General features: G+C 57.9%; 14 protein-coding genes, 6 pseudogenes and 1 other annotated feature. Of the genes and pseudogenes, 15 read left to right on the top strand and 5 right to left on the bottom strand.

Translation table 11 applies throughout. The annotated features are described in order from the left end of the window. Positions 1–19 precede the first annotated feature (19 nt). From MOV76_RS13765 to MOV76_RS13745, 5 genes are read left to right on the top strand one after another with little or no spacing between them, the layout of a single operon-like run. Positions 20–226, top strand: a complete 207-nt coding sequence (locus MOV76_RS13765) for a hypothetical protein (RefSeq protein ID WP_016737373.1) — start codon at positions 20–22, stop codon at positions 224–226. Beyond that, positions 201–3,029: a peroxidase family protein gene (locus MOV76_RS13760; RefSeq protein WP_199287286.1), complete on the top strand. Its 2,829-nt coding sequence runs from the start codon at positions 201–203 to the stop codon at positions 3,027–3,029. The genes MOV76_RS13765 and MOV76_RS13760 overlap by 26 nt, the downstream gene beginning before the upstream one ends. Positions 3,030–3,039: 10 nt before the next feature. Continuing rightward, on the top strand, positions 3,040–4,698 hold the full coding sequence (locus tag MOV76_RS13755) for a cytochrome c (RefSeq protein WP_016737375.1): 1,659 nt from the start codon (positions 3,040–3,042) through the stop codon (positions 4,696–4,698). Between the two features lie 16 nt (positions 4,699–4,714). Next, on the top strand, positions 4,715–5,302 hold the full coding sequence (locus tag MOV76_RS13750) for a hypothetical protein (protein WP_009991263.1): 588 nt from the start codon (positions 4,715–4,717) through the stop codon (positions 5,300–5,302). 50 nt (positions 5,303–5,352) lie between these two features. Then, positions 5,353–6,717 carry a hypothetical protein gene (locus MOV76_RS13745; protein ID WP_016737376.1) on the top strand — a complete coding sequence of 455 codons (1,365 nt, stop codon included), beginning with the start codon at positions 5,353–5,355 and terminating at the stop codon, positions 6,715–6,717. Between the two features lie 34 nt (positions 6,718–6,751). Here the strand turns inward: MOV76_RS13745 and MOV76_RS13740 are convergent. Next, positions 6,752–6,994 (bottom strand): annotated as a pseudogene (locus tag MOV76_RS13740) (DNA polymerase IV); the annotation flags it as partial. A 56-nt stretch (positions 6,995–7,050) separates the two neighbouring features. Between MOV76_RS13740 and MOV76_RS13735 the strand changes: the two are divergent. Continuing rightward, positions 7,051–8,283 (top strand): annotated as a pseudogene (locus MOV76_RS13735) (IS3 family transposase). Beyond that, positions 7,336–7,452: a sequence feature (AL1L pseudoknot), on the top strand. Its footprint overlaps the pseudogene before it by 117 nt. A 1-nt stretch (position 8,284) precedes the next feature. On the opposite strand, the gene MOV76_RS13730 reads toward MOV76_RS13735, so the two are convergent. After that, positions 8,285–8,476: a hypothetical protein gene (locus MOV76_RS13730; RefSeq protein WP_016737380.1), complete on the bottom strand. Its 192-nt coding sequence runs from the start codon at positions 8,474–8,476 to the stop codon at positions 8,285–8,287. Positions 8,477–9,020: 544 nt separating this feature from the next. Here MOV76_RS13730 and MOV76_RS13725 point away from each other — a divergent pair. The 4 genes from MOV76_RS13725 (at position 9,021) to MOV76_RS13710 (ending at position 13,570) form a co-directional block, all read left to right on the top strand. Further along, the gene (locus MOV76_RS13725) at positions 9,021–10,616 is read left to right on the top strand and encodes a M4 family metallopeptidase (protein WP_176536397.1); all 1,596 of its coding nucleotides are present in this window, start codon (positions 9,021–9,023) and stop codon (positions 10,614–10,616) included. A 69-nt stretch (positions 10,617–10,685) separates the two neighbouring features. Continuing rightward, positions 10,686–11,078: a hypothetical protein gene (locus MOV76_RS13720; protein WP_029532339.1), complete on the top strand. Its 393-nt coding sequence runs from the start codon at positions 10,686–10,688 to the stop codon at positions 11,076–11,078. A gap of 72 nt (positions 11,079–11,150) precedes the next feature. Continuing rightward, a complete protein-coding gene (locus MOV76_RS13715; RefSeq protein WP_016737383.1) occupies positions 11,151–12,752 on the top strand; it encodes a tyrosinase family protein in 1,602 nt (533 codons plus the stop codon). Then, complete coding sequence (locus MOV76_RS13710) at positions 12,749–13,570, top strand: DUF2182 domain-containing protein (protein ID WP_016737384.1); 822 nt, start codon at positions 12,749–12,751, stop codon at positions 13,568–13,570. The genes MOV76_RS13715 and MOV76_RS13710 overlap by 4 nt, the downstream gene beginning before the upstream one ends. 203 nt (positions 13,571–13,773) lie before the next feature. Here the strand turns inward: MOV76_RS13710 and MOV76_RS13705 are convergent, their stop codons facing one another. Then, entirely contained in the window at positions 13,774–14,499 is a 726-nt protein-coding gene (locus MOV76_RS13705; protein ID WP_016737385.1) for a DUF2726 domain-containing protein, read from the bottom strand. Between the two features lie 598 nt (positions 14,500–15,097). Between MOV76_RS13705 and MOV76_RS13700 the strand changes: the two genes are divergently transcribed. From MOV76_RS13700 to MOV76_RS40080, 4 genes and pseudogenes are all read left to right on the top strand, one after another. Further along, positions 15,098–15,772 (top strand): transcriptional regulator, encoded by a 675-nt coding sequence (locus MOV76_RS13700; RefSeq protein WP_008534132.1) that lies wholly within the window; start codon positions 15,098–15,100, stop codon positions 15,770–15,772. A 127-nt stretch (positions 15,773–15,899) separates the two neighbouring features. Beyond that, a pseudogene (locus MOV76_RS13695) lies at positions 15,900–16,453 on the top strand (hypothetical protein). 135 nt (positions 16,454–16,588) lie between these two features. Next, positions 16,589–17,683 (top strand): GSU2403 family nucleotidyltransferase fold protein, encoded by a 1,095-nt coding sequence (locus MOV76_RS13690; RefSeq protein ID WP_012489416.1) that lies wholly within the window; start codon positions 16,589–16,591, stop codon positions 17,681–17,683. A 167-nt stretch (positions 17,684–17,850) separates the two neighbouring features. After that, positions 17,851–18,689: pseudogene (locus MOV76_RS40080) on the top strand (HAD-IC family P-type ATPase); the annotation flags it as partial. Between the two features lie 77 nt (positions 18,690–18,766). Here the strand turns inward: MOV76_RS40080 and MOV76_RS13675 are convergent. After that, a complete protein-coding gene (locus tag MOV76_RS13675; protein WP_008534144.1) occupies positions 18,767–19,588 on the bottom strand; it encodes a universal stress protein in 822 nt (273 codons plus the stop codon). Positions 19,589–19,717: 129 nt separating this feature from the next. Here MOV76_RS13675 and MOV76_RS13670 point away from each other — a divergent pair. Next, positions 19,718–20,173: pseudogene (locus MOV76_RS13670) on the top strand (pyridoxamine 5'-phosphate oxidase family protein). A gap of 151 nt (positions 20,174–20,324) precedes the next feature. On the opposite strand, the pseudogene MOV76_RS13665 reads toward MOV76_RS13670, so the two are convergent. Beyond that, positions 20,325–20,465 (bottom strand): annotated as a pseudogene (locus MOV76_RS13665) (alcohol dehydrogenase); the annotation flags it as partial. Positions 20,466–20,471 lie beyond the last annotated feature (6 nt).

Genomic DNA, 20,471 nt, shown 5'->3' with positions numbered 1-20,471 from the left:
GAGAAAAAGGTCTTTGCTAATGGCACTTTATTTTCCCATTATTGGTGCTATCATCAAATTCGCAATTTATTCGAGTATCCTGACTGGCGATAAGCTTGCGCAGCCCTGCGTATTGTGTGGGGAGCTACGCCTGCGTTTGAAAATGGCCAGTCGCGCATTCTTGTTTTTCTTAGCAATGCTTTTTGTGCAGGGGGATGTGCATGTCTTCGGGCCATATCTGGCGTGAAAATTACGAGGGAGGAAACCCTGAGGCGGAAGCATTGCTTTTTGCAGAGCTGGCACGCGATATCATGGATGTGCAACTTGCCAATAGGGCGAACGCCCGAGCAAGCGACATAAGTCGCGCGTTTCACGCGAAATGTATACTTGGTGTCGACAATGCGAAACTTCAGATTCTGCCTAATATTCCAGAAGATCTCGAAGTCGGTTTTTTTGAGCGTGGCAAGCAATACGACGTGACCGTGCGGCTTTCCAACGCCAACGGTGTCCGTCAGGCCGACTTCAAGAAGGATATGCGTGGGATAGCGCTACGCGTTAAAGTATCCGAGAACGAATATCACGATTTCCTCGCAACGAATTTTCCGGTTTCTCATGCCCGCAACGCTTATCAATTCGTGGCGTTCGCCAAGGCGATGTCCGGCTCGAAGCTGCTGCTTTTGCCGCGCCTCGTCCTCGCAGTCGGCTTTTCCGAAACCCTCAGGATGCTCAGAAACGTCCTGAGGGGAGCGCGCGTCGTCGACAGCCTAGCCACAGAGGGCTATTGGAGCCGAGGCGCTCTTCTCTGGGGCAATGAAGCAGGTCCAGTTCGGTTCCTGCTGCGTCCAAGCGCCAAGACGACCGCGGCAAAGCCCGCCTCGGCAACTGACCCTGACTTTCTACATCGTGAGATTGCCGAGCGGCTTCGCGAAGGCCCTGTCGAGTTCGATTTCCTGCTGCAGCGCTATGTCGATGAGAAACTTACTCCAATCGAGGATGGTGCGGTCGAGTGGACGGAAGACGCATCGAGGCCGATCGGGGTCGCAACGCTGACCATTCCGTCGCAGGACATCGATGCGGCGCCTGGCAGGGCGATGGAGCGGCTTGTCGACCAGCTTGGCTTCAATCCTTGGAATACGACCGAGACATTTCGCCCGCTGGGCAATCTCAACCGTGTCCGCAAGGCAGCCTATACGGCCAGCTCCGCGCATCGCTTGAACCAACGGTTCCGGGAACGGAAGCCGCTACGCAACATCGTGATTGCCCGGGCTGTCGCGGCCCTGTTTAAGGCGATTAATGCACACGTGCCCTGGTATAGGTTCGGTTGGCGCATGAGCCTGCTTAACATCTCCATTCTCCGGGAAGAGCTACGCACAAAGAACTTGTTTGACACCGAATTGCCGGATGCACCACCGCAGGCGACCCCGCAGCCGCCAGTAATTCCCGAGGCGGTCCGCACTCAGCGGACATTCGACGGTACCTACAACGATCTCTCAAACCCGCGGATGGGTGCGGAGGGAGCGACGTTCGGCCGTACGATGCGAGCGGTCTACAAGCCAGAGCTATTCGGGCAGCCGAACCCAATCGAAGTCAGTCGCCAACTGATGACGCGAAAGGCTTTCATTCCGGCACGCTCGCTAAATGTGCTTGCCGCGGCCTGGATTCAGTTCCAGGTGCATGACTGGGTCAACCACAAGCGCCATAGTCTCGGGAATGCGGAGACCGACATTGCATTGCGAATGCCGAACGGAGAGCTCTGGAAGAGCACCACAGGCGGTCAGCCGGAGGCTTTTATGCGCATTGCTGGCAATGAGGTTTTCCGCATGGCTGCCGGCGGCTACCCCATTTTCAAAAATATGACGACACCGTGGTGGGACGGTTCAGAGGTTTACGGCAATACAGCGGAAAAAGCGCTGGATCTGCGAGACGGAGGTCGTCTTAAGCTCACCGAGGATCTCTATCTGCCGACCGAATTGAACGGCATGAACGTCACTGGCTTCAACGAAAGCTGGTGGCTGGGCCTCAGTATGATGCACACGCTGTTTGCTCGTGAACACAACGTGCTCGCCGAAGCATTGATGCGCGAATATCCGGACTGGGAGCCGGACCGGATCTACAACACCGCTCGATTGATTGTATCGGCTCTGATCGCAAAGATTCACACCATTGAGTGGACGCCAGCTATTCTGGCGACGCGGGCGATCAAAGTCGGCCTGCCGGCGAACTGGTACGGCGCGCCTAAGGACTGGCTCACGCAGCTCGGCATCTGGATGCTCGACACGCACGAACTCAAAGGCATTCCGCAGACTGTGCCCGACCATCACGGCATCCCGTACTCGCTGACGGAGGAATTCGTTTCGGTCTACCGTCTCCATCCGCTCATTCCCGACGATTATCAGTTTTTCAACTATGAGACCGGTGCGCGAACAGAAACATTGGGCTTCGCCGACATTCAAGGTGCGGGAACCGATGCCAAAATGCGGCACCTTCGGCTCCACAATGTCATCTATTCACTCGGAATCGCACATCCCGGTGCAATCACGTTGCATAATTACCCCAATGCGTTACGCCAGTTTAAACGGATGTCAGGCGACGTGGAGGAGATTATCGATCTTTCCGTCGTCGACATCGTCAGGGATAGGCACCGCGGAATTCCTCGCTTCAATGACTTTCGCGAGGCGTTGCACAAGCCGCGTTTAAGCAACTGGGAGGAATTGTCGTCGGATCCAGAAACGGTGCGGGCAATGCAGGTTCTCTATGGCAATATCGACATGGTGGACACCATGGTCGGCCTGCATTCTGAGCCTCCGCCGGACGGTTTCGGCTTCAGCGATACGGCTTTTCGCGTGTTTATTCTGATGGCCTCCCGACGGTTGCAGAGCGACCGTTTTCTCACCGTCGACTTTCGGCCGGAAATCTACTCGCCCCTGGGGCTCGATTGGATCGAGAACAACGGTATGACCAGCATCATCCTGCGTCACTGTCCGCAACTCGCCCCGGTATTGCCGCGCACTGCCAGTGCATTCGCCCCTTTCCGGCCTATCCTGTCTTGAGGGGCACACCATGCCAATTTCCCGCGACAGATTATACCGGCTCTTTCGCTTCCTCTTGGTGAGCGTCAACCTGCTTGTACTCATCACTCTTGTTGCAACGGGGATATTCATCAGGCTCGAAGGCGACTGGGTGCATCCAACTATCCGGGATCCAAAGGATGCGTTCGAAAATGGCACCATCGGCACGGAACTCATGCCGCTACCGGTCGCTTTGGTACTGCCCGACCTGTTTCCCGAGCATTTTCAGCCGGCCGGTGCGGATGCCGGCGATTGGGTGAAGCAATTCGGGTTCTTGCCGTATGACAACCCGGAGGCCAATAACGGTTTGCCACTCGGCTTTGCGACCAGCAACTACCGCCCCGGTTCCGCGGCGCCGTCGCCTGTCCCGTTCGTCGGCTTCAGTTGTGCTCTTTGCCACACCACGCGAATTCGCAAAAGTGAGGAGAGCAAGGGCGTCGTCGTCTACGGACCAGGCAGCGTATCGATCAATCTCTTCGCCTGGATCGATGCATTTCAGGCGGCGGTCTTGACCAGGGTGAAGCCGCAAAGAGATGGCGAAACGGACATGGAACGGCCCTATCGTCTGACCGTCGACAGCATTTGCGATTCGTATAGAGCCAAGACGGGTGAAACGCTGGGCTCGATACAACGCCTGTTGATTGGGCTATGGCTTCGCCAGGTTCGCGCTCGGATCGAGGCAGGATTGCCGCGCTTCGACGAACCGATCGGAAATTACCGATCCCGCGATGCAGACGTAACACCGACGGGTCCAACACGTACCCAACCGTTTCGCACTCTCGTTCGCACTGTGCTCGACCGGCCTGGCAACGATATGCCCGTCTACACGAAGATTGCCACGGTTTTTTCGGAGGATCATCGCGCGCGCGCCCAGTTCGATGGGTCGATCGGCGACATATATGCCCGCAGTTCGCTGGCGGCGCTCGCAGCCGGGGCCACGGTCACTAATATGGCTAAGCCGGAAATTGCCGACAATATCCGCAAAGCGAGCGATTTCACGAAGACGTTGCGTCCGTTGCGCTATTCCGACATGTTCCCGGAAGATGCGGCCTCGATCGATCCTGCACGTATCCTGCAGGGGCGCAAAGTCTACGGGCAATATTGCGCCGCCTGCCACGGCGATCGGGATTCGACCGGGGCTTGGGTCAACGGCGAGAAGACCGGCCAAGTCGTGCCGGCCGGTGAGCTCAACACCGATCCGGAACGCGTGCGGTTTCGTCATTATGGACCTCTCGCCGAAAAAATGTTTGCGCTCTTCCCCGACAAGCACCCGTTCCATTTTAAGCGAGAGGATATTTGGCCCCAGCGTGGACAAGAGGAGGAGACATCCATTAGGGGCTACGTAAACGCGCCGCTGGACGGGATGTTCCTGCGTGCCCCCTACCTCCATAACGGCAGTGTCATGACGTTGGCTGAACTGATTAATCTCAGGAAGCGTAGAGATGTCTTTTATCGGGGCGATAACACCTACGATCCGGCCGACGTCGGCTTTCGCTCTCCGGAAAGCGCTGACGATCGAAATTACTTCACGTTCGATACGACTCAGATCGGCAACTCGAACAGGGGACATGACTATCCATGGGCCTATGACGACCCGAAACGAAATCCGGACGATCTTGCCGCGCTGCTTGACTATTTGAAAATGCTCTAACGTCAGGAACGAGCCCATGAAGGCCATGCCTCCGAACAGTATAACTCTGCCGCAGTTCTCGCTGGCGTTCGTGACGTTTGGCGTACTGCTGGTTCTTGCGCTCCTCTGGCCGGAGACGACGCTGGACGACGTCGATCTCGGTCGCACGAAAGCCACTATCTGGGTGACAAGTCTCATGCTTCTCCCGAGCTTGGCGCTCTATCCCTACCGCACGCTCTCCCAACGCATGGCCAACGTCGTACACTTGTTCTGGACCTTCGCTTATCTGCTTTTTCTTGTTCACGCTTATTGGGCCATATTCGTAATATTCAACGGGCTTAAGGACACCTTCGTGCAGATGGGCATTCCCATTGCCAGCATAAATTTCCTGCTCGTTATCCTGTGGGGCTTGGATGTTTTGCTTCTATGGTTTGCGCCGAGCCGGACCCCGCCCGCGGCGCGCTTCCAGATCGCTGTACGCACGCTTACTTTTCTAATATTCGCGACCACCTTCCTGTTTTTGCGAAGTGGTCCGGTTCATATTCTTGGGATCATTTTTGCGGCCGTGATCTCGCTATCCCTGGCCATTCGGCTGTGGGTACGTGAGCGCGCCGTCCAATACTGAGACGGCCAAGCTGGGTCGTCGACGCCACATTCGGAGGCTGGGGAGGAAACATGAGCAGCGAGGAGACAAACAAAACCGGTTTTGAGCGATTGCTCGAGCGCCCATTAATCCAGACGATTCTTCAACGGCGTACGCACCGGATCGGCCGAGGTGTTCCCCTGATCAAAGCAGGCACCATGACCTATCAATCCACCCAAAAACCGGTGCCACTTACCGACCTCGAAGAGGCAATTTTAATCGCCATGACTGGCCTTACCGGCCTTACAATGCCGGACAGGCCGTTTGAGGATCCTGTCACCGGCGAGTTCGTAATGGCAAAGCCGAATGTCCATATGGAAGGGCGAACGGCCGGCAGCCCCGACAATGCCCAAGGGACATATTTCTTCCTCATCAACGATACCGGCACATACTTCATCGACAGGGTTCCGTTCACCCCACCATTATCGTTCGAACCGGAGGCACTAATCGCACATGCCAAACGAGCGAAAGTGAAAATTAGCAATGGCAGACTGGATACGGCAAACCGCGAATTCCCCGCCTATCTCGATTCCAATCGCTTGCTGTCGAACCTGCCCGGCACGACGGTGCTTTTTCCCGTCGTAGACCTGTCACATCAATATATTAACGGCCTGATGTATCTCTTGACACAGCCCGAAGGACACCGACCAACAATCGTTGACGATCGTAATTTCTATCTTAGGGCCGGCGTAGGAAAATGGGTCAAGAATCGATTTCTCAACGAAGAGATCAAGGTGCCGCTCGGCGTCATCGGTAGCCTACGGACCCAGATCGAAGCAGATTTATTGCTCCAGAATCTCATGTTGGTCGCTGATGCCATGGGCCTAGGAGCCTATATTCACGCCTCCATCAGCCCGCCGGTACTGCTCGGCGATCCAAAATTCCGGGACAGCTACGGTCCGATGCTAGGTTTCGATTTCGCTGTGCCGAAATGGCGACTGCTCGACATTTTACGCTGGCAGGTGCCGCTGCCGAAATACAGCAGCCTCAGGGCACATCCGGTTGGTCTGCGACTGGGAGACCGCGACCTTATCAAGGCGAAGTCCCCCCCGAACTATCAAAACATGAGAGAAGCCGTGGACGAAGTGGTTTCGGCCAAGTTTGGTTCACAGGGGATTTACAAGGATGCGGCCCTTTTCAAGGGAATTTACAAGGATGACTTTGGCGATCGTTACCTAACCGAGGCCGCCGAGTACAGTAGCGACGTGATTGAGTGCGTGACGGACATTTGCGAGTACATATATGATACCCATGGTCGCTTCCCCGCGCATGTCGATGCAATTCATGTTCCCGGCGTGTGGATACAGGTGCATCACGTCGACCTCGAATACTATAACCGTTATTTCAAAAACGCATTGACCGGCGCGCACCACGACCACGACAATCATTGGCATTGACGAGCTTTAGGCCAAATTTGCACGCCGGAACACAGCGAATGCCCTTTCGGGGCGGAAAGATCGGCACCAGCAGAAGGTTGACGATCTCCTTCAGGTCGGCGATTACCGGCAGCGGTGTGGGAACCGTTTTGCTGCGGGTGATCTGGGCGAAATCAGAATATTTCAACTTGAGCGTCACAGTCTTCGCGGCGATCCCGTTGGCCTCGCAATAACTCCACACCTTTTCGATTAGCGGCTCAAGCCCTTCACGGGCCGGGTCGTAGGTATGGAGGTCTTGTCAGAATGAACCGCGCCGAGTTTGCCGGAGCCCCCAACTCGTGAGAAGTAGGGTCTATGACAAGCAAGACGACGAACAAATTCTCTCCTGAAGTTCGTGCCCGCGCCGTTCGGATGGTGACGGAGCATGAAGCCGAACATCCCCCCCCGCTGGGCGGCGGTATCATCGATAGCGGCCAAGATCGGTTGCTCGGCGCATACCCTCCATGAATGGGTGAAGAAGGCCGAGGTCGACAGCGGCAAGCGTGCAGGTTTGCCGAGTGACGTGGCGGAGAAGATGAAGGCTCTGGAGCGAGAGAAACGCGAGCTTCGTCAGGCGAATGAGATTCTACGCAAAGCCTCGGCGTATTTTGCCCAGGCGGAGCTCGACCGCCCACTGAAGCGATGATCTCCTTCATCGACGAACACCGCTCGGTGCTCGGGGTCGAGCCGATCTGCAGACTGCTGCCGATTGCCCCGTCCACCTATTATGAGGTTATCGCCAAGCGCATGGACGTGGACCGCCTATCGGCCCGCGAACGGAATGATATTGCCATGAAAGTCGAGATACGTCGGGTGTTCAACGAGAACTTCCAGGTCTATGGCGTGCGCAAAGTCTGGCGGCAGTTGCAGCGAGAAGGTTACGACATCGCCCGCTGCACCGTCGCTCGGCTTATGAGAATGATGGGGCTTCAAGGCGTCATTCGCGGCAAGCCAGTCAAAACCACCGTGTCGGACAAGTCCGCTCCATGTCCGCTCGACCGGGTGAACCGACAGTTCTTCGCTCCAGCGCCGAACATGCTGTGGTTATCCGATTTCACCTATGTCGCGACCTGGCAGGGCTTCGTTTACGTGGCCTTCGTCATTGATGCCTTCGCCCGCCGTATCGTCGGTTGGCGGGCAAGCCGAACGGCCCATGCGGGCTTTGTGCTCGATGCCCTCGACCAGGCGCTTCATGATCGGCGGCCCGTTAAACGTGGCGCGCTGGTTCATCATTCCGACCGCGGCTCGCAATATGTGTCCATTCGCTATTCCGAACGGCTGGCGGAGGCGGGCACGAGCCGTCTGTCGGAAGCGTTGGCGACAGTTACGACAATGCTCTCGCCGAAACGATCAACGGTCTTTACAAGGCCGAGGTCATCCATCGGCGAGGACCCATGGCGCAACTTCGAAGCCGTGGAGTTCGCCACGCTCGAATGGATCGACTGGTTCAACCACCGCCGTCTTCTGGAACCCATTGGGAATATTCCGCCAGCAGAGGCAGAAGAACGATACTACGCCATGCTGGACGCACCAGCTATGGCCGCATAACTTAAACCAAACGGTCTCCGGCAAACCCGGCGCGGTTCAGTCCCCCCGCTCTTGCTCGCTTAGCAAACACATTCAAAGCCGCAGGAAAAATAGCCAAGATCTCCTCGTCGCCATCATGCTCAAGCTGCTCGTGCTCGCAAGTTGCCTGCTCTCCCAGACCCGCCTCTGAGCCTAAATCCGCCTTGCCGACCAATGCAGATTCTCATCCAGGCGGCTGGTGCGCGTTTTCTCCCTGCAAGGCCTAATGCGGCCACCTGCACACCTATGGATCCATCGTCCCTACAAGTAATAATGAGTGCATGAAATAATTGTACTATGAACGATAAAGCTCTTGATGGTTGCTTGCGTTCGTGTTTTAATAAAACCTATCGTTATAAGGGCATCCACACCATTTCAGTTCTTCCGGATCCTCTCTCGGAGGGGGACGCGACTATGTCGTGACCCTACTCGCGGAGCATGCTGTGCTTTTGTGACTTTGGCGTTGAACCGTAGACGCGGGCAGAACGAACAGGACGTGCGCTACAGATGGCGAGCCGACGAGCATGGATACCTCCGCGAACGATTTAGAAGGGTGTGAGCGATATCGGATTTGACCGAAGCAACACTGCATAGCCGGCGTGCCGCCTGCGACGCGGCTGCCTCTATGGGGATGGGGATTTGCCATGGCAGAGTCACACAGGCCCGGAAACGGGATGAAATCTTTTTCGATGCACGTATCGGACGCCGGATCGGCTCCTATGTTCGCCGCTCTCGCTAAAGAACAGTCTGACCTCCCGACCTTCGCGTTTGAGCCTGCTGCCACACAGGTGGTGGACCCTGAGACTGCGGCCCGTCGATATCTCGGCCATGCGCTCACAAGCAATAGCGTCCCCGACTTTACTGCGCCGTCTGCAGAAAACGCTGACTCTCAATTCAAGGTTATCGGCACAGAAACGGTTCCACTGACCCATACCCGTACCGTCAAATTTCGCCAGGCGTTCCACGACATCCCTGTCTACGGGTCGCTGGTGACCGTGGAGCTGGACGACGACAACAAACTCGTGAGCCTGAATTCGGCGCTGGGGGAGCCGACCAATGTTCCGCCTGTGGCGAAGATTTCGGCCACCAGAGCGGCGTCGGCGGTCGACAAGAAAGGCCAGTTCAAGAAGAAGATCGCCGGTGTCGCGCCCCGTCTCAGTTTCTATTACGAGGCCAAGAAGGACAAATGGCATCTGGCATATATTTTCGAGGACGTCGAGGTGACGATGCCGGAGAGTGCCGGATCCGGTCCGTTGAGGCCGCGTTATTTCGACTACGTGGTGGATGCGAATACCGGGAGGGTGATTGCGGAATTACCGCGTACCCCGACAATGGCCGCCGAGGAGCAGCTCGCCTTCGACGCCCGCAATGTTCAACGGACCATAAATGTCGAAAAAATTGGTGCCCGCGCCGTTCTGAAGGACACGGTGAACAATATCCAGACCTTCGACTTTCGTTTTCGGGATCCGAACGTCAACGATGCCCTGCTGCCGGGGGACGAAATAGGACCTGCCTGGCCGCCTGCCGCAGTCAGCGCGCATGCAAATGCGGCGGCCGTCGCGCATTTCCTCCGTGAAGTCGTGTTGAGGAATAATATCGACAATCGCGGCGGCCCGATGAACGCCAGCATCAATTGCGTCGTCATGCGCGAAAGCCCCGGTGGAAACCAGTGGTTCAACGCCTATTGGAATGGCGTCCAAATGGTCTATGGCCAGGTGCTCAACGGCAACCAGCTTCTCACCCTGGCCGCCGCGCTCGATATCGTCGGGCACGAGATGTTCCATGGCGTGACCGACAATACCTCACGCCTCGAATATGCAGCGCAATCCGGAGCGCTCAACGAATCCTATTCCGATATTTTCGGCATGCTGATCGCCAATAGAGGCAATCCCGATCCCCGCCAATGGGACTGGAGGCTCGGGCAGGGGTTCGCGCGAGGCGGCGGTCCCATCCGCGACATGTCCGATCCCGCGTCGCGGGGCCAGCCTGCACATATGAACCAGTATCGGATCATGCCGGTCACTCAGAATGGCGACTGGGGAGGGGTGCATGTCAACAGCGGTATCCATAACAAGGCGGCTTATCTCATGCTGGTGGCGGAGGAAGGCGGCAGTCTGGTCTTCACGCCAGACGAAGTCGCCGCGGTCTTCTATGTCGCGGTGACGCAGCTGCTCTCGCGCACCTCGCAATTCCGTGACAGTCGTCGGGCTGTCGTCAGTGCGGCACGCACCTTGTTCAGGACCGCTCCATCCGCTCAGCTTGCGCGACGGATTTCGGCGATCGACGCGTCATTCGACGGTGTCGGCATCGCCTGACGCGGGGGGACCCTCTGCCGCTCGCCACATGATTTGAGCATGCTTCACCGAAGGAGGACTATCATGGCGATAAGCTTTTCCGGCATCTGGAGTTATCGAAGCCTGGTGAACAACCCCGACCTTTCCGCATCTTTCGACAGTTTGCGCTTTGGCGCGGGAACGCTGATTTTGTCCGAGCCTGCGCCCGGCAAGATCGGCGGTTCTCTTGGCGGAACCGGCTGGTCTCTTTCCCTCGACGGGGCTGCCACGGACGGCGCGCCGGCGACGCTGAAATGGCAGGGGCGCGGCATGATCGACAACGAGGAATGGGTCTACGACTATCTCGGCTATCCCGTTCCCCGCTGGCCGAACGGCGTGGACCAGATCGACACCATCGTCGGTACGGTTATTCGGACAGTGACCCACTCCAATGGTCAGTCACCCGCGGGTTATACGGCCACGTTCTATGCGGTGCGCGTTTGATGCGGCCGGCCTGAGTGGTCGCGTGCAGTCTGCGGCCAGCAATTCTCGATCGTTTCCTGAGAGGACAGTGCGATGCGCAAACGGGAGAATATCTTTGAGTTGGGAAGTGACTGGGCCGACCCGATCCTCTGGTATGCAAGGGGCGTCAAGGCGATGAAGGCCCGCAAGCTGGAAGATCCGACAAGCTGGAACTTCTATGCGGCGATTCATGGGATGTGGCGCGGGCTCTGGGATTTCTATCAGATCACCGACAGTGCCGATGCGGACCCCAATGCATCCGACACGTCGACCTATCTCGACCAATGTCAGCACCAGAGCTGGTATTTCCTGCCCTGGCATCGCGGGTATCTCCTGGCTCTGGAAAATATGCTCCGGCACGAGATCGAACTGCTCAACGGACCAAGCGCCAGCTGGGCCTTGCCCTATTGGAACTATTTCGGAACCGATCAGGACGTCCTGCCGCCGGCATTCCGCACGGCCAATTGGCCGGATGGCACCGGAGACAATCCGCTGTTTGTCGAACAGCGGTGGGGGGTGCTCAGCAGCAGCACACCATTCGACGTCAGCTCGCAAACCAACCTGAATGCGATGCAGGATCCAGAATTTGCCGGACCCGGCGGCGGGGGCAGTGCCGGATTCGGTGGCGTTGAAACGGGCTTCAGCTGGAGCGGCGAAGAAAGCGGCGGAATCGAATCGGATCCGCACAACATCATCCATGTGCTGGTTGGTGGTGGTCACCCAACCCTGGTGTTTCCGCCAGGTTCGCCTCAGGCCGGGCGCCCATTGCCGGGCCTGATGTCGACTCCGACCGCGGCAGCGCTCGACCCTATCTTTTACCTACATCACTGCAATATCGATCGGTTGTGGGAGAGCTGGAACAAATTTCCCACAGGCAAACCCTTTACTTCGCCGACGGATTGGCAAAATCCGACAGACTCCAAATGGTTGGATGGGCCGGCGAGCATCGGTGAGCGCGAATTTACAATGCCGAACCCAGATAAGACCAAATGGGTTTATACTCCGACGAAAATGCAGGACTTGGCCAGTCTGGGCTATGAATACGACGACCTGACACCCGGCGCGGAGGCCGGACCGATCGTCACCGTCGCCGCACGCATGGAGAGACTGGGCATTGCGCGGAGTTCCGTTGCTGCCACAAGAGGTTTAGACATGCCGACACAGAACAAGGTGGAACTGGTCGCGGCCAGCGACAGCGGCATGTCGCTCGCCGGCAGCGGCACTATGCGCAGCTCTGTCAAGGTCGAGCCGGATGCGAGGGCCAGGGTGAGCCAAAGCCTGAGCGCCAACAGGATCGCCCCGACGGCGCCCGACCGCGTGTTTCTCAATCTCGAGAATGTCACCGGCGTGCATGACGCCGTGATATTCCAGGTCTATGTCGGGCTGCCCGAGGGGGCCGATCCCGCCGGGAACAAGAAATATCTGGCGGGCAGTGTCGCGCTCTTTGGCGTGACGCAGGCGAGCGATCCGGCAGGCAAACATTCCGGAAACGGCATCACATACAAGCTGGAAATCACAGACATTGTCGATAAAATGCACCTCGACGGCGAATTTGATGTCGCCCGCCTGCCGGTAAGTTTCGTCCCGCTCGAAAACATCCCGGATGCGGCGAATATCAAAATCGGCCGGATCAGCATCTATCGGCAATTCGAGTGAGCGTCTTGCGCAGCACCTCTCCTGCGGTGCGCGAGTGGCGCCGCGGTTTTGCGCCACTCGCACTGGCTGCCGGCTCGGCATGGATTCCCCTGGCTGTCGGCGGCGACAGCACCTCCATGCCGACGATCTGTTCCGCTGCTTTCGTCTGGTCCACTCCCTCACCGAAGACTTATGCCTTTTTCTTCAGTTACGTCTCACCTTTGCAGCTGATCGTCAGCTGGGCGATGATGGTGATGGCAATGATGCTGCCGACGCTCTCTGTTCCACTGAGGCATGTGCGCGAGCGCAGCTTCTGGCGCGTGCGGCCGTGGGCCGAGCTGTTGTTTGTCGTCAGTTATCTCGGTACATGGATGGTGGCGGGTATTGCTCTCCTCGGCGTCGCGATCACGCTGCGCCTAGCTTCAACCAGTTCCGCCCTGCCTCTGGTCGCGTGCCTGATCATCGCGTTTATCTGGCAGATTTCACCCTGGAAGCAGGTCGCCCTGAACCGGTGTCATCGCCGCCCCAGCCTGGCCGCCTTTCCGCCGGCGGCCTATGAAAATGTGCTGGCATGGGGGATGACACACGGTCTCTGGTGCATTGCAAGCTGTTGGGGCTTGATGCTGTTGCCCTTGCTTGCGCCGTCGCATCATCTGCCACTCATGGCAATTGTCGCCGTCTACATCTGGGCGGAGCGACTGGAGCCGGCCTGTGCGCCTCGCTGGCAATTCCGGGTGCCTTCAAGGGCCATCAGGCTCATCGCCCGGAACGTTGCGGGATGGCGACAAAGTTCTGGCAGTACATCGATTACGATGGCTTGCGACGAATGCGCCTTGTAGGCTTGGATTCGATTGGTTCGATCACGATGCCAAGGGAACGCCTGCAAGTCCTCGATCGCTGCGCGACTGGCCGGAAACAGATTTTCGCGAACCGCCTGGAGATCGGAGATCATTCCGGGTGTGCCTCAATTACATCGCGGCAAGACAATCGTTTCTTCCTGTCGAAGAGGCTCGGCCGTGCATAGGTTTGTGATGATATCGCTTTAAGTGACACGCGGGTTGTCCACCAGCTTCTCGACCAATCGCCTGAGTTCCGACGGCGTCGTTTGGCCAGCCACCACCTCATAATAGCCGATCCCGGCGCGTCGCAGCGCCTCCTTCTTTACCGCATCACGCGCGGCCGCGGTGCCTTGGTGGTGTGCTCCGCCCTGGTATTCGATGACGTGCCTCGGTTGGCAATTGCCGTCGACGAGGAGCAAGTCGACACGTTTGGAGTTGATGCAACTGTAGGCGTCTGGGTCGGCACTTCGAAGGATCTCGCCCAACGAAACCTGAGCCATCACCTGCCAGGTGGAATTGCAGCCGATCACGACGCTGTCGAGTTCCCGAAACACCCGGGCTTCGCTCTTGTTCAACAATGGCTGAATGGTGAAATTGGAGCGCATCACAATACGCAGTTGATCCGTGGCGTCGACTGGACGCAATGGCTCAGCAGCTGGCGTCTGAAGCCTGGGTTCCTGTATGATGCGCTCGTTCCAGCGCCTTTCCTCCGATCGTGACCTGTTTCTCTCGCGCCACGCCTGTCTGCTCGTCCTGGTTAGGAACTGCTCAACGGACATGCCGATGATAAGGCCGACAAGCAGGGCGGCGATTAGCAGTTCCGGCTTTTCGAAGTCTGCAACAGTTACACCGCTCGAAGCGCCTACTACGGCAGCTCCGATGATCAGCCAAGGTGCCGCAGACAGCACCGACCTTTGGCGATAATGCATGCCCCTCTCCGAATTTCCCGCCAAGATAGTATGACGCTTTTACGATGCGCGGAAAGTCATCCAAAAGAATGAGGGCTCGCACGCATGAAGCTTCCGCCGGCGCACCGATATTGGCTCTAGCGGTCAGTCGCAATCCGCTCGGCCCAGGACATTCCTACGTCGCTGGTACTGGGAGAGCTTTCGAGGCCAGCGGCCGGCTTGTTGCTATGGAGTTCACGTTTTGGGCCAGGAAGATCGCATAATGGATCGAAGGGAACTGGCCCGGCAGGCGAGCAAAGAAAGACAAGGTTGACAGGCGCATTGCTTCTTCGATTGAGGGTTCGGCAGTTAAAATCTTTTAAGACTCCGGCGATGCACAACAAGGAAGCTCGCCGATAAGTTGCCCACGTGCAACTTTTGAATCAGTACGGTTTGACTTCGTTCAGGGCCAATGTAGCCTCACCCGTCTCATCCCCCATTCGACTGGCCACGAATTCTGCTCCTGGAAAGGTGAGGTGGACATTCGAGCGTGGCTATAGACGGGCAGTCCGGTAATCGTTATTTCGGATACACCACCCTATCACCAAATCATCCCGTGAATTTTTCAAGGGCTTTTATATTGAAAAAAGTGCAACGCAGTTTTGCCGTCGAGTACAAAAGCGGCAGACGAAAACTCGATACTAGGTCGAACTCGATCTGGGGCAACGTGGACCTAAAATCCGTCGCTCGCGACCTAGACAAAGAGGCAATGCCGTTTCTGTCGGATAGCTCTCAGAGTGGCAAATCCAACAGCGAAATTTCTCTACCAAAACCAGATCAGGCTGAGTCGTTGTTGACACCGCCTCTTGAGCCGTCGACAACTGCATCAGATACACAGGAGACGAGCATGGCCGACGAGACTGATACTGCAACCAGTGCCGATGTGCCGGCCGTTGTCGAAACGCCAATTACGCCGAAGAAACAGCGCAAACCCAGGGCCAAGAAAGCCGCGGCACTCGAAACCGCGTCAGCTGACACTACGGCAGAGCCAGCAGCTGCTCTGGCCGGCGCCGGTGGTGTGAAGAGGAGAGGGCGCAAGACAAAGGTGGTCGAAGCTGCGGCGAGTGCCAAACGCGCACCGGTGCGCCGCGCTCCAAAGGCTGTGCAGCCGGCGCCTGCCGCGCCGATGACAGCGATCGATGAAATGGCGGACCTCCTGCAGTTAGAAGAGGAAAATCAGCGGCTGCGCAAGCTTCTGGCTGAAAAACTTCGCGCTGAAAATGCCGATCTGCGCAAACGGCTCAAGCTCGATTGATAAAAGCAGCTGGTCAATCGCCGGCCGCATTTCCATGCTTATCAAGAGATAAAATTTGGCGACGGTGAGCTGTTGCCGGAATGAAGACTTACTGCCTGCTTGCGGGATAAAACGCGAGGTCGGATAGATGGCGTCTCCCTGGAAATTTCTTGCCCGACTGGTCTCACCGGGACGCGAACAAAAGCGAGAAAGCGGCTCGACCGAGAAGGTTTCGCCGGAGGCGTTGCCTAGTTCTGGTCCGACTGAAACGCCTGCCGAGGACAGCCTGAATAGCGATGGTCGGCCGGCAGGCGCGGAGCTACCTCGTCACGGTCAACCCGGTGCAATTTCCCTCAAGCCTGTGCATTCCGAAGAAGCCGAAAGCGATGTCCACGACAAGGTCGACGGCGAAGTTGCCGAAATCGTGGAGGTCGCTGATCCCGCTATATCAGGTGGTACTGGTTTCGACGTCACCGCTGCGAATGATGCCGCTAGGCTCAAGCGAATTGCCGAGTCGCACCGCGCGAGCAAAGGAGCCGCAGCAAGGAAGCGGTGGCGATTGCAGACGATCCCCAATTTATCCAAACTGCAAACGGGATGAGCCTCGATGACGAGATCAGGATGCTCAGGGATCAGCTGGCCAGAAAGCTAACGTTGCAAAACGCGCAGTTGAGAAAAATGCTGGAGCGGTTTGAACGATGAGCGTGACGCGCTGCCTGCCTTTTAAGCTTGTTGCAGGTGTCCTTTCAAGGCGATAGAGGCGGCATCCTATCTTGCGACCTATCCTCACGACCGTTATACTGTTTTTGAAAAACAGTATAACCCTGGAGTCGAGCTATGAAGTCCATCGACCTCATGTATCAGACGATGCTCGCTGAGCTCGGTCAGCGCTCGCTCGACGCCGCTTGGACGGCCGATTTCCCTCCGGAGGGTCGGTTCACCCCGGCAAACATCAAGGGGCGCAAGTACTGGTATTTCGACATCCCGGATGGACATGGTGGTACGAAACGTCGTTACGTCGGTTCCGCTGATGATCCGGTTATCGCACAGCGCGTAGCTGATCATAAGCGGGACAAGGACGATCTACGCGCTCGCAGGCGCTTGGTAAATACCCTGACCCGCGAAGGCGGGATGATCGCCCCTGACGCCATGTCGGGCGATATCGTCGAGGCTCTTGCCGATGGCGGTCTCTTTCGGCTCCGGGGTATTCTCATAGGCACGGTGGCCTTTCAGTGCTATTCAGGACTGCTCGGTGTCCGTCTTCCCATGGCTGCGATCCTGACCGGCGATGCTGACATCGCCCAGGACTATGCCATCAGTCGGGAGGTCGAAGATAGTCTGCCTCCGATCCTTGAGTTGCTGCAGGGCGTCGACGCCAGCTTTCGTCCAGTTCCACATCGATCGGGAGCCGCGGTATCGTCAGCGTTTCAGAATGCCGACGGCTACAGGGTTGAGTTCCTGACGTCGAACCGTGGTTCGGATGACTACATCGATCAGCCGGCGAAGATGCCCGCTCTTGGTGGCGCCAGCGCGGATCCACTGCGCTTTCTCGACTTCCTCATAAGGGAACCCGTCAGGACAATGCTGCTCCACCGAAGCGGTGTTCCGGTCGTCGTCCCTGATCCGTCCCGGTATGCCGTCCACAAGCTAATAGTCGCCAGCCGCCGAAACACGGACGGGCAGGGGCCGGCGAAGCGTGAGAAGGACATCCGACAAGCTGCGCTGCTCTTCGAAGCGCTGCAGCAGACAAGGCGATCTACCGACTTGGCGCTCGTCTACAACGAAGCATGGAGGCGCGGGCCTACATGGCGAGAAGGTATTCGAACCGGGGCGGGAATGCTGCCAGCACAAGATGCCGAGCGGCTCAACACGGTCCTGACCGAGGGCGGAAAAAGAAACGGCGAAGAAATTGAACTTCCGTTTGGAGAATAGGCCGTCTTTCAAGGCTAAGCAGTTGATTTGATTCGAAGTCGTGAAGACAATGAAGATGAATATGGTCCTGCGGGGTCCTGTGCCGAATATCTGCATCGCACGGTCTCAGATCTGGCCCCGGCCAGCGCCGGGCAGGCGAAGCGCTGATCTACATAGCAAGGGGGTCAATCGAGAAGATCGCGGTCGGCGACGTGCTCCTGATACGCAAGGGCGACGTCGTACCGGCCGACGGGGCTCTCGTCAGCGAAGTCGCGACGATCGACCAGGCGGTCCTGACCGGAGAGCCTTTAAGGGTGCGCATCGCGAGGGATGGCAACATTTCAAGTGGCGCTACGAACGAGGGGGACGTGATCGAAATCCGCGTTCTAAGTCGCGCCGAGACAGCACCTATGCCGGAATACCGGAATAGTGAGGCTCGTGGAAGCATCGAGGCGCTCCAAGGCGAAGCTGATGCGACTGGCCGACCGGTTCTCGGTGTGGTTCTTGTTCGCCACGGTAGCGATTGCAGGCGTCTCGGCGTTCATGTCCGGAGACCTGTCAAGGATCGTGGCCGTGCTGGTCGTCGCCACGCCCTGTCCGTTGATCCTGGCCGTACCCGTCGCACTTGCGAAGGAGGGCGTTCTGGTGAAGGGTGCGGGACCTCTCGAGGCACTCGTCCAGGCCACCGTGGCGGTGTTCGACAAGACGGGGACGCTCACCGCGGGACAGCCCGAAGTCGGCCACATCGAGGGATCGGAGCATCCTAACAGGATCCTGCGGCTGGCCGCCTCGCTGGACCAGGCGTCGGGCCATGTGGTCGGACGCGCGCTGGTGGACGAGGCGCATAGACGTGGGTTGGGAGTGAGCCGCCCATCGGAGGTGACCGAGACCGCGGGATCCGGAATCGTCGATGGCGTGCGCGTCGGCGTCGGAGGAGACGCCTAACGGGTCAGGCAGCGCAATGCGTGTCAAGGTAGTGTTTGACGGCACGCCGGCTGGCACGATCACGCTCGAAGACCGGCTTCAATACCTTCCGCCAGTCGGCGGGGCATTGCTTTAGGAGGCCATCGACGTCGCGGTCATTCTAAACGCCCTTCGCGCCCTCTAATGGGCGAGAAGCACTAGTAGCTCGGCCTTGACGAGAAGTTCTCGAGTGACGCCGCCGAGGATGAACTCACGAAGCCGCGAATGGCCAAATCCGCCCGCGACCAGAAGGTCCGCCTTTCGTTCCAGCGCGGCCGATTGGATGGCGCCTGTCGCGGTCTCGCCGCCTGCCTGGATCGATACGTCATCCACGTCGAGTCCCGAATGCTTCAACGAAGAGATCAGGAGGGCGCGGTTCGCCTCGTCGATCTCCTTGTCGTCGGTGATCGAGATGACCTGCACCTTGATCGCGCGTTCGATGAAGACCCGTGCGCTGGAAAGGGCGCGCGCTGCGGTGGCGCTGCCGTCCCAGGCGACGGCGATCGTGTCCACACGAGAGTAGACGCTGGTGGCTGGAAATAGCACGAGCGGACGGCCGCTTCCGAATAGCAGCGTTTCGGAGAGTTGCCGGGAGAGCTCCGAGGCTTCGACGATGGAAAGGTCGTAGCACTTGGCAATTTCAGAAAAGCGTTCATAGACGAACGGTTCCCTGACCTCGAATCCGTGGATTCGCACCTCGAAGCCAGTTTCCGAAATAGCGTCGGCGATGTGTCCCCGCAGCGAAGTCCCGCTGTCCCGGCTATACCGTTCTGCTTGTCCCCGCCATGTCTCGACATCGATAACGGTGGGAAAGGGCGGATGGACCTGGGGGATCCGGACTTGTGGGATACTGGCGACGAGATGGGCGTCATTCTGCCTAGCGAGGCCGATAGCATTGTCGATTATGGCGAAGGAACTCGCGTCGGGATAGGTCGACAACGGGAGATGGAACTGCGGCTTCATGCTTGCCTCCTGAGGTTTAACTTCCGTCATGATGCATGCCGCTGAGAGAGTTCGCATTGCGCTTGGTCAAGGCCGCGGCGCAATGAAGCTCCTATAATCGCGCCTTCATCGAAGCTGGAGGACACGGCCATGACGATCAATCTGACGGAGATCAACCCCGGTGAGTGCTACCGCATCCTGGAGAACGAGCGTTTCGGTCATCTGGCATGCTGCAAGGATGGGCAGCTCTACGTGGCGGCGATCTATTTCGCCTTTTCCAACGGCGTCGCCTATAGCTTCACCATGCCCGGCAAGAAGCTCGACTGGATGCGGGGAACGACAAGGTCTGCCTACACATCGAGCAGCGTTCGAGCGCCGGCGGGTGGACGAGCATCGTCGTCGAAGGCAGGTTCGAGGAATTTCCTGACAGCGAGGCGCGACAAAGCGAACGGCTCCACGCGTGGTCTTCTCCAAAAGTATTCGGACTGGTGGGAAATCGGCTCTATAAAGCCCCAGGAGTTCCCCATGCCCGATGGCTCTCCTCATGTCTTCTACGGCATTGCCGTCACGGCCGTGTCGGGACGCAGTGCAGTCAGAACGGAATGACCGTCGATGCTCGAGCCGAACCCGCATCCCACAATCGGAGCACCACATGCCATATCTACGCGGCCTATATCCAAGCGCCACATCTAATTTCACCTCGCACCCGCGTTTCGCGCGGGCGCTCTGATTCAAGACGAGATCTTTGCCGGTCGGCAACCGTTCCGCCCTTCCGCACCACGTCGAGCGCCATTGGCACGAGCTCGCCGGCCGGCGCGAAGATGATGGCGGCGTCGAGCGGCACCGGCGGCCTTTCACCGGAAAACCCGGTCCAGACGGCGCCAAGATCAAGCGTGAACTTCCG

The organism is Rhizobium sp. PRIMUS64, assembly GCF_023006465.1.
Lineage (GTDB): Bacteria > Pseudomonadota > Alphaproteobacteria > Rhizobiales > Rhizobiaceae > Rhizobium > Rhizobium leguminosarum.
Note: the sequence above shows the minus strand (reverse complement) of the source record. Positions and strands in the feature narration are given on the sequence as shown.